Source organism: Methylobacterium sp. J-092 (genome assembly GCF_022829325.1).
Taxonomy (GTDB): Bacteria; Pseudomonadota; Alphaproteobacteria; order Rhizobiales; family Beijerinckiaceae; genus Methylobacterium.
Window position 1 is genome coordinate 31,770 of sequence record NZ_JAKSXU010000115.1, and the last position, 15,688, is coordinate 47,457.

The following is a 15,688-nucleotide window of genomic DNA, read 5'->3' on the forward strand; positions in this document are numbered from 1 at the left end:
AGGATCGGTCGGCGCCTCAGGGCGCCACCGTCCACGGGCTGATGACGCGCATCGAGGCCTGTTGCGGCATCAGGGTCGCGGGCGTGCGCGGCGTGGATTTCAGCCGCTCGACGAACTTGCGCGCCTGGTCGGCCGGCAGCGCCGAGGCGGGCGCCATCAGCGCCGCCAGCTGCTTGCGGGTGCCGCGGTCGACGTAGGCCGAACGCTCGACCGAGGCGAAGTCGCGCATCGTGTGGGCCGCATCGGGATCGCCGGTGAACACGCGGGCTCCGCTGCTCAGCACCACGATGTCGCCGGGCCGCAGCGTCTCGTCCTTCATCAGGGCGGCGGCGGCGCCGCCCGTCATGTCGATCGGCTTCTGGCGATCGGTGATCCGCACCTTCAGCGGCTCCGCGGCGGGCAGGGCGGCGTAGCGGGTCCGCGGCCGCAGCCGCGGCGACATCGCCCGGCGGATACGCGGACGGTACGCGCCGCCGGAATAGGCCGGCTGGCTCGGCTCGGGCGCCTGCGCCTGCGCCGCCGGGCGGGCCCCACCGAACAGCGCCTCGAAGAAGCCGAGCTCGGCCGCCTGCGCCTGGGCGACGCCGCCGGCGACGAGGCCACCGGCGAGCACGGTGGCGAGGACGCGACGGTTCAAGGACGACGTCATCGATCCCTCCAAGGATGCGCGGGCAGAGAAATGAGGTGAACCGCACGGCGCGTGCGATGCGACACCCCGTTAACGGCAACTTAAACGCGACAGTTCCGCGAAGTTTGCACGCGAATTCGCGGGCGGGCGCACCGGTCGAACGCATGGCGGAAGGCGCGGGCCCGATCGCATCGGGTCGCCCGAAACGTCCGGACGGATATCGGTGGTTGCTGCGTCGGGCGTCAGGCCGGCGCGGCCTGCTCGCCCTCGCCGATGCAGTCGAGCGCGCGCTCGACGGCGCTGACCGCGTCGAGCAGGTGCTGGACCGTGCGCTCGACCTCGAGCGCCGGGCGGCCCATGGCGGCGGCGCGGGCGCTGACGTCCTCGAGCTGCTCGAGCAGCGTGAGAAGGTCTCCGGCGACGGCGACGACCTCGCAACGGGCGAGCTGCTGCACGGGGGTGCGCGGGCGGAAGGGCAGGACGTTGCTCATGAAGGCTTTCGGCTCATCACGGTCGTTGTCGCCGGAACGCGCCCGCTTGGCCAGGGTCGCACCGCCGCTCCTCCACACGAATGCCCGGTTTCGCGGCCGCAAAGCCACGCCGTGGTGACTTTTCCGTGGCCGGGCGACATCACATCCCCGGCAACCGATTCACGCGATCGGCACCGCCTTGACGCGGACACACTGGCCCGACACCTCGGCCCGTCATTCCCGCGCCTTCCCTCCCGATCACGCCCCAGGACCCGCGATGCGCCTCGTCCCGACCGTTCAGACACTCGCTCCCTTCGCCCTCGCGGCCGCCCTGGTCGGCGGCCTCGGCGCCTGCAACAGCGTCGACGGCCCCGACAGCCGCAGCGGCCTGGCGGAGACCTTCAACACCGACAACTACCGGCGCTCGAACGACACCAACGGCACGCAGACCCGGCCCGACGTGAACCGCCTGTACACCCAGCCCTCGATCCCCTCGATCGCCAACCGCGGCTACTGATCCCCGGTTCGCTCCGCATCCGCGGCCCGGGGCGCCCTAGCGCTTGGCCAGGGCGTCGGCGAAGGCCGCGATGCGGTTGCGGGCGTAGGTCGGCAGGCCGGCGCTGATCGAGGTGCCGGTGTTGAAGCTCGAATTGCCCATCAGCACCTGCGCCGGCAGCAGGTTCCTGAGCACGGGGACGCGGGCGTATTCCGCCTTGCGGTCGAGGACGTCGCCCTTGATCGCCAACGCCATGTAGGTGGTCACGACGGTCTTGGTCGGGTCGCCCGGCATCGGCTGGAACACCGCCAGGAACTTGCCGAAGCGCAGGATCTGGTTGACCCAGAAGATCGTCTGCTCCAGCCCGCCCGTGACGGTGGTGTCGACCTTCGTCAGCGCCCCGAGGCCGGCCGCCCGATCGGGGGCGAGGGTGCGCAGCTCGCTCTGGAACGTCACGAACTCGGCGATCTTCTTCGCGCCGCCCTCCTCCAGCTTGTTGGCGAGCTTCACCCCGAGCGGCAGCTTGCCCTCGAGGTCGTAGCGCGACTCGATGCAGACCGTGCCCGGCTCGCACCACGGGCGGTCGGGACGGCGGGCGAAGGCCGCGGCGGGGTCCTTGGTCGGCGTCACGTCGGCGGGGTCGAGGGCCTTGTGCTTGATCGCCGGGTCCATCGCCTGCACGAAGCCGAGACGGGCCAGCGCCGCGAGGTCGATCGCCTCGGGGGGCCGCGCCACCACGAAGCGCCCCTCGGCGACGTAGACCTTCAGCGTCTCGTGCCGGGGCTTGGCCACGCCGTTCACGGTGGTGGTGTAGTCCGGCTCCTTGTAGCCGGGGAAGGGCGAGAGCGCGGCCGCCTCCGCAGGCTTGGTCCGGACCCAGTCGAGGTAGGGCGTCAAGCCGTTCTCCGGCGTCGACGGGTTGTCGCGGTGGTCGCTCACCAGGATCGCGCCGGGCTTGAGCGTCGTCGGATCGACGGCGGTGATCGAGGCGACCTCGCGGATCCGCCCGGCGGCGGCCGGCGTCGCCGCCATGCCCGGCTGCGCGGGCGACGGTGCCGGCGCCTGGGCCATCGCGCATGGGGCGCCCGAGAGCACGAGCCCCGGGAGCACGAGCAAGGGCAGGGCAAGGCGAGCCGGAAGCTGCATCCGCACGAAAGGAACCTCGATGGGAAAGGGGGAGGGGCGGCGGCGTCAGTAGCGCGGGTCGTCGCCGAACAGGTAATCGGGGTCGCGCCGCCGCGGCCGGGCATCGTCGTCGCCGAAGGGCGAGCGCGCCGTCTGGCCGGGCCAGAGCCGGGAGCCGCCGTCGAGGTCGCCCTGGGCCCGGCGGCTGCGCATCGCCGGGCGCCGGTCGCCGAACGGGTCGAGCAGGTCGGCATCGGGCGCGCGGTTGCCGTAGGCGTCGCCGGCGACGTCGGCGCCGTCCTCGAGGCCCGAGAGGTCGCCGTCCTCCGCGTCCGGCCGCATCGCGTAGGCGTTCTCGCGCGGCAGCAGCTTGTACTGCGTGTCGGCCATGCGGCCGTCGGCGGCCTTGCGGAAGTGCTCGGTGAACCCGCCGCCCGAGACGCGCTGCCCGCTGCGCGGGTCGATCGAGAGGTCGACGAGCATCTGCCGCGCCTCCGGGGAGGGCGGGGCCAGCGGGGTCTTGGCCACGCCGTTGGCCCAGGCGGCCTGGAAGATCGCGGAGGCGATCGGCACGGAGACGTGGCCGCCGGTCTGGCCGCGGCCCAACGTCTTGCGGGTGCCGTCGGCGTTGTCGTAGCCGACCCAGACCACCACCGTGACCTCGTTGGTGAAGCCGGCGAACCACGCGTCGTTCTCGTTCTCCGAGGTGCCGGTCTTGCCGGCCACGAACTGCGAGACCCGCGCCAGGGCCGCCGCGGTCCCGTGGTTGGTCACGCCCTGGAGCATGGTCTTGAGCTGGTAGAACGCGACCCGGTCGGCCGAGCCGATCCGCACCGGCTCGCGGGCCGCGTGGGCGTAGACCGTCCTGCCGTCGCGCTCGATCCCTTCGAGGGCGTAGGGCGCGGTGCGGGCGCCCTCGTTGGCCACCGCGGCGTAGAACCCGGCGAGGTCGATCATCCGCACCGGCTGGGCGCCCAGCACGAACGGGTAGTACGGCTCGCAGGCGGCGTAGATCTGCGCTTCGAGCGCGATGTCGCAGACCCGCTTGAGGCTGGCCGGCGCCTTGTCCGCGATCCCGCCCTGGAGGAGGCGGGCGGTGACGAGGTTCTTGGAGAATTCCAGGCCGCGCCGCAGGGTCGTCGGGCCGGAGCCGCCGCCCTCGTAGTTCTTCGGCGACCATGCGTCGCCGACCCCGCCGATCGGCGGCAGGGTCACGGGCGCGTCCATCACCAGGGTGTTGGGCTGCAGGCCGGCGTTCAGCGCGGCGAGGTAGGTCAGCGGCTTCAGGGTCGAGCCGGGCTGGCGCACCGCCTGCGTCACGCGGTTGAGCTGGCTCGCCGGGTAGGAGAACCCGCCGGCCATCGCCAGGATGCGGCCGGTGCGGTTCTCCAGCACCAGGGCCGCGCCCTGCACCGACGGCTTCACGCGGATCTCGGCGCGCAGACCTTTGCCGTCCCGCAGCTTCACCCGGACGACGTCGTACGGCTGCAGCCTGCCGCGGGCGATGCCGGGGTCGAGCAGGGCGACGCGGCCGTCGCCGAGCCCGACCTTCACGCCGTTGCGGCCGGTCTCCAGCACCACGGCGAGCGGCCAGCGCACGTCGTAGAGCACCGGCCGGGCGCTCTCGAGCGCCCGCAGCCACACCGGCTTTTCGGCGGGCGCCGCCGCGGCGACCGGCTTTCCGCGCGCCGGCCTGCCGACGGCCGCCTTCGCCGCCTCGGGTTTCGCCTCCGCCCCGGTCACGCCCGGCAGCGATTGCGGTGCCGCCTCGGGGGCGGGCGTCGCCGCCCCGAGCTTGCGCACGCTGTCGGCGAGGTTGAACTCCGGCCCGGAGAAGGTCTGGCGCCCGGTGCCGCGCTCGTAATTCGCCAGCCCGTCCTGCAGCGCGCCCTCGACCGCCCGCTGCAGCCCGGCATTGATGGTCGAGCGCACGGTGAAGGACGAAGCGGTGAGCGAATCGAGGCCGGCGAAGGTGCGGGCCTCGCGGGTGAGATGATCGACCACGTAGAACCCTGAATCCCGCCGCGCGGTCTCGATCGGCTTCAGCCCGAGGTCGGAGGCGACGGCCGCCGCCATCTCGGCCTCGGTGATCGCCCCCTCCTCCTTGAGGCGGGCGAGCACGTAGGCGCGGCGCTCGCGGGCGCGCTCGGGGTACTTGTCGGGGCTGTAGAAGTTGGGGCCCTTCGGCATGCCGGCGAGAAGCGCCGCCTCGGGCAGGGTGAGCTCGCCCACCGACTTCCCGAAATAGCTCCTGGCGGCCATCTCGATGCCGTAGGCGCCGCGGCCGAGATAGATCCCGTTGAGGTAGAGCCCGAGGATCTGCGGCTTGCCGAGGATGCGCTCCAGGCGGGAGGCGACGATCATCTCGCGGATCTTGCGCTCGTAGGTGACGTCGTCGCCCACCGAGAGGTTCTTCACCACCTGCTGCGTGATGGTCGAGCCGCCGGCCGGGCGGCCCGGGGCGGCGAGGTTTCCGATGAAGGCGCGGATCACCCCGCGCTCGTCGATGCCGTGGTGGCTCTCGAAGCGCTTGTCCTCGGCGGCGATGAAAGCTTGTCGGACCAGTTGCGGCACGTCGCCGATCGGCACGACGAGGCGGCGGCCGTTCGGCTCGAAGGTCTCGGCGAAGGGCTTTCCCGAGGCGTCGAGGATGCGGGTCATGCCCGGCAGCGCCTTGTCGCGCAGGGCCTCGGCGGTCGGCAGGTCGGTGGTCGCCTTGTTGTAGAATTCGATCACCTCGCGGGCGTCGAACGGCGAGGTCTTGGGGTTCTCGCCCTTGCAGAACTGCTTGTAGCTCGTGTTCAGCTCGCCGATGTCGAGCCCGTGCAGGATCTTCGGCGCCGCCGGCCCCGCCACCGCGCTCGGGTCCTCCATCGCGGTGGAGATCAGCTCGTCGAGGTTGATGTCCTCGATGTCGAAGGCTTTTCGCATGTGCGCGCAGCCGTCGCGCAGGATCTGCACGACCTGCGGACCGTCGACGGCAGGGTCGAACCGGGTCCTTACCGCATCGGGCTTGGTCGTGACCTGGCTCAGCGTCAGGGCGGTCGCGAACAGCTTGATCAGGATGGTGTTCATGAAATCCGGGGCACCGGGCTCTTCCACGTGCGCCCCGAACCTGCGGGCGTCGCCCTGAACAGGGCGTGCACAACGCGGCTGTTTTAAGGAGCGTGCCTCGCCCCGGGCTTGTGCGCGGCTGCGTATTGACGCTTCGTATGGACACGTTACGGTGCGCTGCGATGTTCGAGTGGGATGAGGCCAAGCGGCTCGGCAACCTTGCCAAGCACCGGCTCGATTTCGTCAGGGCGGACCTCCTGTTCGACGGTCGCGCCCGGCTCGACCTGCCGTCGACGCATGCGCCCGAGCCGCGCATGATCACCGTCGCCCGCCGAACTCGACGGGGTGTTCGTCGCCCTGGTCTGGACATGGCGCGGCGATCGGCGTCGCGCGATCTCACTCCGGAGGGCACGTCATGAGGAACGAGCCGCATATCGTCAGCTATACGGCTGAGGAACTGACCGCGATGCGGAGGGACGGCGAGGACCGGACAGACTGGGAGGCCGTGAAGGCCATGACCGATGCCGAGGTCGAGGCCGCGGTCGCCTCCGACCCCGACGAGGCGGGGCTGGAGATCGACTGGAGCAAGGCGGTGTTCCACCCCGAGTCGCGCAAGAAGCCGATGACCATCCGGCTCGACGCCGACGTCCTGGCCTTCTTCCAGGGCCAGGGACGCGGATATCAGACCCGGATCAACGCCGTGCTGCGCGCCTACATGGAGCATGCGCGGAAGTAGCGGACTGGCCGGCTTCCTCCGTCCCGCCGCGCGCGTCGGGCCCCCTTCGACCTCGCGAGGCCCGATGATCACCGACCTCTGGTACAAGAACGCCGTCATCTACTGCCTGTCGGTCGCCACCTTCATGGATGCCGACGGCGACGGGATCGGCGATTTCGCCGGGCTGGAGCGGCGGCTCGACTACCTCCAGGGGCTCGGCGTCACGGCGGTGTGGCTGATGCCGTTCCAGCCCTCGCCGAAGCGCGACGGCGGCTACGACATCGCCGACCATTACGGGGTCGACCCGGATTACGGGTCGCTCGGGGACTTCGTGGCCTTCACCCACGCCGCCAAGCAGCGCGGCCTGCGGGTGCTGATCGACCTCGTGGTCAACCACACCTCGGACCAGCACCGCTGGTTCCAATCCGCCCGCTCCGACCCGGATTCGCCCTATCGCGACTGGTACGTCTGGTCGAAGGAGAAGCCGGCCAACGCCGACGAAGGCATGGTGTTTCCCGGCGTCCAGACGACGACCTGGACCTGGGACGAGGCGGCGGGCGCCTACTACTTCCACCGCTTCTTCGACTTCCAGCCCGACCTGAACACGGCCAACCCCGCCGTGCTGGCCGAGATCCTGAAGATCATGGGCTTCTGGATCGAGCTCGGGGTCTCGGGCTTCCGCATGGACGCGGTGCCCTTCGTCATCGCCGAGAAGGGCGCCGACGTGACGGGCGCGCCGCGCGAGCAGTTCGACATGCTGCGCGACTTCCGCGAGTTCCTGCAATGGCGCAAGGGCGACGCGATCATCCTGGCCGAGGCCAACATCCTGCCCCGCCAGGACCTCGACTATTTCGGCGACGACGCCGACCGCGCGCACATGATGTTCAACTTCCAGGTCAACCAGGCGACCTTCTACGCGCTGGCGGCCCACGACGCGCGGCCGCTCGTCAAGGCGATCGAGCGGACCAAGCCCCGGCCGCTCTCCTGCCAGTGGGGCATCTTCCTGAGGAACCACGACGAGCTCGACCTCGGTCGCCTGACCGAGAAGCAGCGCCAGACCGTCTTCGAGAGGTTCGGCCCCGACAAGGGCATGCAGCTCTACGACCGCGGCATCCGGCGCCGCTTCGCGCCGATGCTCGACGGCGACCCGCGCCGCATCCGGCTGGCCTACTCGCTGATGTTCACGCTGCCCGGCACCCCGGTGCTGCGCTACGGCGACGAGATCGGCATGGGCGACGACCTGACCCTGAAGGAGCGCGACTGCGCCCGCACGCCGATGCAGTGGACGCCCGAGGCGCAGGGCGGCTTCACCCGGTCGGCGACGCCGACCATGCCGCCGATCGACCACGGCGCCTACGGCTACGCGCACGTCAACGTCGCGGACCAGCGCCACGAGACCGGCTCGCTCCTCAACTGGATGCAGAGCATCATCCGCCTGCGCAAGGAGGCGCCGGAGATCGGCTGGGGCGATGTCACCGCGCTCGAGACCGGCCAGCCGGCCGTGCTGGCGCTCCGCTACGACTGGCGCGGCAACGCGGTGCTGTGCCTCCACAACCTCGGGCCCGGCCCGACCGAGGTCGCGCTCGACACCGGCGTCCCCGCGCCGGACGGCCTGCTGCTGATCGACCTGCTCACGGGCGAGCGCAGCGAGGCGGACGATGCCGGGCGCCACGGCCTCTACCTGGAGGGCTACGGCTATCACTGGTTCCGGGTCGGCGGGCTCGACGCGCTACTGAAGCGCAAGCCGACCTGACCGGCGCCTCGCGCTTGCCGCCGCGGCAGGGTAGGGGAGACCGGGAAGCGAGAACCCGATGCCCCGACGCCCCCCACTTTCGCCCGACGCGACCATCGCCGACGTGCTGCCCGACCTCGAGGACGGCGAGGCCTATCTCCGCGCGGTGCTCGCCACCATGCGGATGTGCCAGAAGCATTTCGGCGACGCCGTGGTGCGGATCGGGGTGACCGCGAAGGGCGGCCCGCCCTCCTACCGGATCGACCGCCCGGCGCCCGACGGCGCGGAGGCGCTGGTGCTGTTCGGCGCCTATGGCGGCCGCTCGCACGACCGCTTCACCCAGGTGAACACCGCCGAGACCCGCTGGAGCAGCCGGGCGCTGGGCATGGCGGAGATGCTGGCGCTCCACGACGGCTTCCGCCGGCCGAAGGGCGGGGCGGCCGACTGAGCGAGACCCCGAGAGCATCGTCCTCCCGCGCGCCCCATCGACCGCGCGCGACGAGGCTCAGAATCGCAGCCGCATCCCGGTCATGAAGGTCCGCGGCGGGCCGGCGAAGATCGTGCCGCTCGTGTTCGCGAGCACGGCGCGGCCGTTCTGCAGGCCGCTGACGGGGCTCAGCGTGTTCGCCAGCGGGTTGGCGGCGCCGACATAGGCGGTGTCGAGGACGTTGCGGACCTCGCCGTAGAGGTCGAGGCGCCGGACGTCGCCGACGAGCGCCGTCGCGTAGTGGACGTTGAGGTTCAGGACCGCGAAGCCCGGCACCCGCAGCAGGTTGGCGTTGTCGAGGAAGGATCCGTCCTGCGCCACCGCCTCGGCGTAGGCGCCGAGGCCGGCGAGCGGCCCGGCCGGCACGTCGTATCCGATCCGGGCGAGGAGCTGGTGCTCCGGCACGCCGACGATGCGGTTGCCGGCCCGGTCGAACGCGGCGGTGAGCGGGCCGGCCGCGAGGCGCTCGACGAACCGCGTGTAGACCTGGGCGTCGAAGGTGTAGGCCAGCGTGCCGCGCCAGCCCGAGCCGAGCGCCGCCTCCGCCCCGAGCTCGATGCCGCGGTGCTCCGAGGCCGGCACGTTGAAGGTGTAGGACAGGAGCCCCGCCCCCGGCGACTGGCCGACCAGCTCGTTGCGGAAGAGCTCGTAGAAGCCGGTGAGGCTGACGCGCACGCCCGCCGTCGGGGACCAGTCCGCGCCGAGGTCGAATCCGAGGTTCTCCTGCGACCGGAGCCCGGTGTTGTCGCCGGGGATGCCGGCCGGCGTGACGAACAGGTTGCCGACCGACGGCGTCGCGTAGCCGGCGGCGACCCGGCCGCGCAGGGCCCAGTCCGCATCCGGCCGGTAGACGAGGATCAGCTCGGGCGCGACGTTGACGTAGGTCGGGTCGACCCCGGTGACGGCGGAGGCGGCGCCGGCGGCCGTGTAGGCGAAGGTGGTGTTGCGCCCGGCGATCGCGGTCCGCGTCGCGCCGATCCCGAGCACGGCGGTCCAGCGGTCGGACACGGCGATCTCGGCCCGCGCCCGGCCGCCGAGGTTGTCCTGTATCGCCTCCTGCAGGCCGATCGGCGCGCCGATCCGCGGCCCTCCGTAGGCCGCCCGGTTGAAGGTGGGCGCGCGGATGTCGATGGTGTCGTAGCTGAGCGCGAGGTAGCCGGTGGCGGCCAGCCCGAACAGCTCGCCGCGCCGGGTCAGGTCGGCGGCGAGGTTGACCGAGGGCAGGCTGGCGCGGCCCGCCAGGGTGTAGAACGGCTGGTCGTAGCGGCGCTCGTCGTAGCCGGCCTGGACGCGCCAGGTCGTCTGCGCGTCGACGTCGTGCTCCCAGCGGCCGGCGACGACGGTGCGGCGGTCGTCGCGCCCGAAGCCGCCCTCGTCGGCGGTCACCGCCACGGTCCGTCCGAAGATGCCGTTGCGCAGGATCGCGACCGTCGCGCAGCCGGGCGCCGCCGTCGCGGCGGTCTCGCAGCCGCGCTGGTACGGGTTGAGGGTGAACTGGTTCAGCGACGTGCGCGCCGGCAGCCCGGTGGAGACCACGTTGTCGATCACCTTGAGGGTGAAGCGGTCGTCCGGGCTCGGGGTGTAGCTCGCCAGCAGGTTGACGGTCTGGGTGTCGAAGCTCGCATGGCCCTGGTAGCCGTTGCCGCGCGCGTCGCTGGAAAACAGGCTGATCTCGAACGGGCCGCTCGCCTGGCCGACGGCGAAGGACGTGTTCAGGACGCCGAAGCTGCCGGCGTCGACCGCGACCTCGGCGCCGTCGATCTCGCGGCCGGTGCGGGTGCGGAAGGCCAGCGCGCCGCCGCTGGCATAGTTGCCGAACAGGGCCGATTGCGGCCCGCGGAACACGTCGATCCGCGAATAGGCGCGGGGATCCGACAGGTCGAAGCGCGAGGCGCCGTCGGCCTGCGTCACCAGGAACCCATCCTCCAGCACCACCATGTTGCGGGTGATGCCGGTGGAGCGGGCGTTGTTGCCGCGGATCGAGATCACCACGTCGCGGCCGCCGAGCCCCTGGCGGACGGTGACGCCGGGGCTGTTGGCGAGCACGGCGCCGATCCCCGTCGGCGGCCGGTCGTCGATCGCGCCCGCGCGCCCGATCGACGTCACCACCTGGCCGACGGGGTTCTCGATCGGGCTCGGGGCCGATCCGGGCGGAGCGGACACGCCGAAGCCGCGGGGCTCGTCGGGGCGGGCCTCGCCGACGACGGAGAGCGTGTCGAGGGTGACGCCGTCGTCCGATCCGGATCGGACCTCCGCCTCCGGCCTTGCCGCGGCCTCCGCCCCAGCCGCCGCGGATACGAGCTGGGCCAGCATCAGGGCGGGCACGATCCGGCGGAGGCGGACGCGCCCCCGCAAGCGCCGGAACGCCATCGCGGTCACCCGGTGCGGTCGACGCGCGGCGCGACCGGCAACCGCGCGGCGATGTCGACGATGGCGGGTGGCACGGGCACGGCGCAGATCCGCGAGACGGACGAAGGCGAGTTGGAGGAAGGCGAGACGGACGAAGGATTGCGCACAAAGTTGTATCGGTTGCACCGTCAACCAACCAGCCGGCGGCGGCGCACGCGCGATGAATCGGCCGAGCCGTCGCATTTCGGATACAAGCGCTCCTGCGGTGCGGCCGCCCCCCGGGGTGCGGCTCGACCCGATCGGGGTTAGAACGGGCGGCGCTTCCACCCTCCACTCGGTGAACGGACCACCATGCCAGGCACGCCCCGCGTCGGGATCATCCCGGTCACGCCCTTCCAGCAGAACTGCACCCTGATCTGGGATGCCGCGACCAAGGTCGGCGCCGTGGTCGATCCCGGCGGCGACCTCGACCGGATCGAGGCGGCGATCGCCGAGCAGGGCGTGAGCGTGGAGAAGATCCTGCTGACGCACGGGCATATCGACCATGCCGGCGGCGCGGCCGAGCTGCGCGAGCGCCTCGGCGTGCCGATCGAGGGCCCGCACGAGGCCGACCGCTACCTCCTCGACTCGCTGCCCGAGACCGGCGCCAACTACGGCATCGACGGCGCCCGCGCGGTCGTGCCCGACCGCTGGCTCGACGAGGGCGACGCGGTGACCGTCGGGCCGCTGGCCTTCGACATTCTGCATGCCCCCGGCCATTCGCCCGGCAGCGTGGTGTTCGTCAGCCGCGACGCGCGCTTCGCCCTGGTCGGCGACGTGGTGTTCAAGGGCTCGGTCGGGCGCACCGACCTGCCGGGCGGCAACCACGACCAGCTCATCCGCGCGATCCGCGAGAAGGTGCTGCCGCTCGGCGACGACCTCGCCTTCATCCCCGGCCACGGACCCACCGGGACGCTCGGCGAGGAGCGGGTCTCGAACCCGTTCCTGCAGGGTTGAGCGCCATGGAAACGCGCCCCGTCGGCCGCTCCGGCCTGTCCGTCGCCCCCTTGTGCCTCGGCGCCAACGTCTTCGGCTGGACGGCCGACGAGACCACGTCCTTCGCGATCCTCGACCGCTTCGTCGACGCGGGCCTGAACTTCGTCGACACGGCCGACGTCTACTCGCGCTGGGCCCCCGGGCATGCGGGCGGCGAGTCGGAGGCGGTGATCGGCCGCTGGTTCGCCGCGCGCGGCACGCGGGACAAGGTCGTGCTGGCGACCAAGGTCGGCATGGACATGGGCGAGGGCAGGACCGGCCTCGCGCCCGCGCGCATCGCCGAGGCCTGCGAGGCCTCGCTCCGCCGGCTCCGGACCGACCGGATCGACCTGTACCAGTCGCATGCCGACGACGCGGCGACCTCGCAGGAGGAGACGCTGCGCGCCTACGAGCGCCTGATCCAGGCGGGCAAGGTGCGGGCGATCGGCGCCTCGAATTTTTCCGCCGCGCGCCTGCGCGAGGCGCTGGCCGTCGCGGAACGCGCGGGCCTGCCGCGCTACGAATGCCTGCAGCCCGACTACAGCCTGGCCGAGCGCGGCTACGAGGCCGAGCTCGAGCCGGTCTGCCGCGAGGCCGGGCTCGGCGTGATCGGCTACTTCTCGCTCGCGGCCGGCTTCCTCACCGGCAAGTACCGCTCGGCGGAGTCCGCTGCCGGCCGCGCCCGCGAGAACCGGGTGTCGAAGTACCTGACGCCGAAGGGCTTCGCGCTGCTCGGCGTGCTCGATGCGGTCGCCGCCGAGCACGGCGCCAGCCCGGCGCAGGTGGCGCTCGCCTGGATCATGGCGCGCCCCGGCATCACCGCGCCGATCGCCAGCGCGACCTCGGTGGCGCAGCTCGACGAGCTGATCGGGGCCGCCACGCTGCGCCTCCCGCCCGATGCGATCGCACGCCTCGACGCGGCGACGGCCGGCGGGATTCAGGCCTAACCCGACGTTAAGGCGGCCGCGTCAGAACACGGGACCGAGCCAGGCCGTGCAAGCCTGGAAACGATGCAATTTCAAGGCGGAACGCCTATATGAGGCGGACTGATCGAATCGCAGGCGGGGCTGCTCCCAAGCGGGCGCCGGACCCTCGCGCTCGGACCCGCCTGCCCGAGGACCTTGATGTCTGACCAGAACCCGAACGACCTGTCCCAGGGCGCCGTGCCCCCCGCCGAATTCGTCGACGCCTACGGCGCGGAGTCGATCCGCGTGCTCAAGGGCCTGGATGCCGTGCGCAAGCGCCCCGGCATGTATATCGGCGACACCGACGACGGCTCGGGCCTGCACCACATGGTCTACGAGGTGGTGGACAACGCCATCGACGAGGCCCTGGGGGGCCATGCTGACCTCGTGACCGTGACGCTGAACGCCGACGGCTCCTGCACGGTCTCGGACAACGGCCGCGGCATCCCGGTGGACATCCACAAGGAGGAGGGCGTCTCGGCGGCCGAGGTCATCATGACCCAGCTCCACGCCGGCGGGAAGTTCGACCAGAATTCCTACAAGGTCTCGGGCGGCCTGCACGGCGTCGGCGTCTCGGTCGTCAACGCCCTGTCGCAGTGGCTGCGCCTGCGCATCTGGCGCAACGACAAGGAGCACACGATGGAGTTCCGCCACGGCGACGCCGTGGCCCCGCTCAAGGTCCTCGGCCCCGGCAACGGGCGGAAGGGGACGGAGGTCAGCTTCCTGCCCTCCACCGACACCTTCACGATGATCGAGTTCGACTTCGCGACGCTGGAGAAGCGCCTGCGCGAGCTCGCCTTCCTCAATTCCGGCGTCCGGATCGTGCTGACCGACGCGCGCCACCCCGAGCACCGGCGCGAGGAGCTGTACTACGAGGGCGGGATCGAGGCGTTCGTGCGCTACCTCGACCGCTCGCGCAAGCCGATCGAGGGCGTGTCCAAGCCCGTCATGGTGCGCTCGGAGCGCGACGGCATCCGCGTCGAGGTGGCGTTCTGGTGGAACGACTCGTTCAACGAGACGGTGCTGCCCTTCACCAACAACATCCCGCAGCGCGACGGCGGCACCCACATGGCGGGGTTCCGCGCCGCGCTGACCCGCCAGATCACCGGCTACGCGGAATCGTCGGGCATCGCCAAGCGCGAGAAGATCACCCTCACCGGCGAGGATTGCCGCGAGGGCCTGACCGCGGTGATCTCGGTGCAGGTGCCGGACCCGAAGTTCTCGTCGCAGACCAAGGACAAGCTCGTCTCCTCCGAGGTGCGCCCGGCGGTGGAGAACGTGCTGAACGAGGGCCTGTCGAACTGGCTGGAGGAGAACCCATCCCAGGCCCGGTCGGTGATGGGCAAGGTGATCCTGGCGGCCTCGGCCCGCGAGGCCGCGCGCAAGGCGCGCGAGACCGTGACCCGCAAGGGCGCGCTCGACATCGCCTCGCTGCCGGGCAAGCTCGCCGACTGCCAGGAGCGCGACCCAAGCAAGTGCGAGATCCTGCTGGTCGAGGGCGACTCGGCCGGCGGCTCGGCCAAGCAGGGCCGCGACCGCACCTTCCAGGCGGTGCTGCCGCTGCGGGGCAAGATCCTCAACGTCGAGCGCGTGCGCGCCGACCGGATGCTCGGCTCGGCCGAGATCGGCACGCTGATCACCGCGCTCGGGGCCGGGATCGGGCGGTCCTCGACCGACCGCGAGGGCTTCAACCCGGACAAGCTGCGCTACCACCGCATCATCATCATGACCGACGCGGACGTGGACGGCTCGCACATCCGCACCCTGCTCCTGACCTTCTTCTTCCGGCAGATGCCGGAGCTGATCGAGCGCGGCCACCTCTACATCGCCCAGCCGCCGCTCTACAAAGCCGAGCGCGGGCGCAAGGCGCTCTACCTCAAGGACGAGCGCGCCCTCGAGGACTACCTGATCGACCAGGGCGTCGAGGGCGCGACCCTGACGCTGGCCTCGGGCGCGGCCTTCGGCGGCCCGCAGCTCAAGACGCTGGTCGAGGAGGCCCGCACCTTCCGCGGCATCCTGCTCGGCCTGCACACCCGCTACGACCGCTCGGTGGTCGAGCAGGCGGTGCTGGCCGGCGCCTTCCGGCCGGAGGCGGCCGAGCACGCAGGCGAGGCCGAGGTCCTGGCCGACGTCACGGCCAGGCGCCTCGACGCCATCGCCGACGACATCGAGCAGGGCTGGCAGGGCGAGGCGTCGGAGGGCGGCTACGTCTTCGGGCGCACGCTGCGCGGCGTGCGCCAGGTCGCGACGCTCGATGCCGGCCTCATCGCCTCGCAGGAGGCGCGCCGCCTCGCCGACCGCGCCGACGCGCTCCGCGAGATCTACGGCGAGCCGGTCACCTTCTCGCGCAAGGGCGAATCGACGGTCCTGCACGGGCCGGTTGCGCTGTTCGAGGCGGTGATGGCGTTCGGCCGGAAGGGGCTCCAGCTCCAGCGCTACAAGGGCCTGGGCGAGATGACCGCGCAGCAGCTGTGGGAGACGACGCTCGACCGCGACATCCGCTCGCTGCTCCAGGTCAAGGTCAAGGACACCACCGACGCCGACGACCTGTTCGTCAAGCTGATGGGCGACGTGGTCGAGCCCCGGCGCGAGTTCATCCAGGAGAACGCGCTCAGCGTGGCCAACCTCGACGTGTGATCCGTCGGTGCGAGAC

At 71.7% G+C, this 15,688-nt stretch carries 13 protein-coding genes; 8 read left to right on the forward strand and 5 right to left on the reverse strand.

Annotation, left to right across the window (positions count from 1 at the left end; translation table 11 throughout):
* Nucleotides 1–16: 16 nt before the first annotated feature.
* Nucleotides 17–649, reverse strand: a complete 633-nt coding sequence (locus tag MKK60_RS13305; RefSeq protein ID WP_243986445.1) for a hypothetical protein — start codon at nucleotides 647–649, stop codon at nucleotides 17–19.
* A 221-nt stretch (nucleotides 650–870) separates the two neighbouring features.
* Nucleotides 871–1,119, reverse strand: a complete 249-nt coding sequence (locus MKK60_RS13310) for a hypothetical protein (protein WP_147844166.1) — start codon at nucleotides 1,117–1,119, stop codon at nucleotides 871–873.
* A gap of 256 nt (nucleotides 1,120–1,375) precedes the next feature.
* Here MKK60_RS13310 and MKK60_RS13315 point away from each other — a divergent pair, with 256 nt between their 5' ends.
* Complete coding sequence (locus tag MKK60_RS13315) at nucleotides 1,376–1,615, forward strand: hypothetical protein (protein WP_147729075.1); 240 nt, start codon at nucleotides 1,376–1,378, stop codon at nucleotides 1,613–1,615.
* A gap of 36 nt (nucleotides 1,616–1,651) precedes the next feature.
* On the opposite strand, the gene MKK60_RS13320 is transcribed toward MKK60_RS13315, so the two are convergent.
* Complete coding sequence (locus MKK60_RS13320; RefSeq protein WP_147858713.1) at nucleotides 1,652–2,746, reverse strand: hypothetical protein; 1,095 nt, start codon at nucleotides 2,744–2,746, stop codon at nucleotides 1,652–1,654.
* A gap of 39 nt (nucleotides 2,747–2,785) precedes the next feature.
* Nucleotides 2,786–5,794, reverse strand: a complete 3,009-nt coding sequence (locus MKK60_RS13325; protein ID WP_243986447.1) for a penicillin-binding protein 1A — start codon at nucleotides 5,792–5,794, stop codon at nucleotides 2,786–2,788.
* Nucleotides 5,795–5,955: 161 nt separating this feature from the next.
* Here MKK60_RS13325 and MKK60_RS13330 point away from each other — a divergent pair, with 161 nt between their 5' ends.
* The 4 genes from MKK60_RS13330 (at nucleotide 5,956) to MKK60_RS13345 (ending at nucleotide 8,668) form a co-directional block, all read left to right on the forward strand.
* Nucleotides 5,956–6,192 carry a BrnT family toxin gene (locus tag MKK60_RS13330; protein ID WP_243986449.1) on the forward strand — a complete coding sequence of 79 codons (237 nt, stop codon included), beginning with the start codon at nucleotides 5,956–5,958 and terminating at the stop codon, nucleotides 6,190–6,192.
* A complete protein-coding gene (locus tag MKK60_RS13335) occupies nucleotides 6,189–6,509 on the forward strand; it encodes a BrnA antitoxin family protein (RefSeq protein ID WP_147725686.1) in 321 nt (106 codons plus the stop codon). The genes MKK60_RS13330 and MKK60_RS13335 overlap by 4 nt, the downstream gene beginning before the upstream one ends.
* Nucleotides 6,510–6,573: 64 nt before the next feature.
* A complete protein-coding gene (locus tag MKK60_RS13340) occupies nucleotides 6,574–8,241 on the forward strand; it encodes an alpha-amylase family protein (RefSeq protein ID WP_147725687.1) in 1,668 nt (555 codons plus the stop codon).
* Between the two features lie 58 nt (nucleotides 8,242–8,299).
* Nucleotides 8,300–8,668 carry a hypothetical protein gene (locus MKK60_RS13345; RefSeq protein ID WP_147725688.1) on the forward strand — a complete coding sequence of 123 codons (369 nt, stop codon included), beginning with the start codon at nucleotides 8,300–8,302 and terminating at the stop codon, nucleotides 8,666–8,668.
* 57 nt (nucleotides 8,669–8,725) lie between these two features.
* Here MKK60_RS13345 and MKK60_RS13350 read toward each other — a convergent pair whose 3' ends face one another.
* Entirely contained in the window at nucleotides 8,726–11,077 is a 2,352-nt protein-coding gene (locus MKK60_RS13350) for a TonB-dependent receptor family protein (RefSeq protein WP_243986457.1), read from the reverse strand.
* 330 nt (nucleotides 11,078–11,407) lie between these two features.
* Between MKK60_RS13350 and MKK60_RS13355 the strand changes: the two genes are divergently transcribed.
* From MKK60_RS13355 to gyrB, 3 genes are all read left to right on the forward strand, one after another.
* Nucleotides 11,408–12,052: an MBL fold metallo-hydrolase gene (locus MKK60_RS13355; protein WP_147725689.1), complete on the forward strand. Its 645-nt coding sequence runs from the start codon at nucleotides 11,408–11,410 to the stop codon at nucleotides 12,050–12,052.
* A gap of 5 nt (nucleotides 12,053–12,057) precedes the next feature.
* Nucleotides 12,058–13,017 carry an aldo/keto reductase gene (locus tag MKK60_RS13360; RefSeq protein WP_243986459.1) on the forward strand — a complete coding sequence of 320 codons (960 nt, stop codon included), beginning with the start codon at nucleotides 12,058–12,060 and terminating at the stop codon, nucleotides 13,015–13,017.
* Nucleotides 13,018–13,194: 177 nt separating this feature from the next.
* On the forward strand, nucleotides 13,195–15,672 hold the full coding sequence (gene gyrB / locus MKK60_RS13365) for a DNA topoisomerase (ATP-hydrolyzing) subunit B (protein ID WP_187274726.1): 2,478 nt from the start codon (nucleotides 13,195–13,197) through the stop codon (nucleotides 15,670–15,672).
* Nucleotides 15,673–15,688 lie beyond the last annotated feature (16 nt).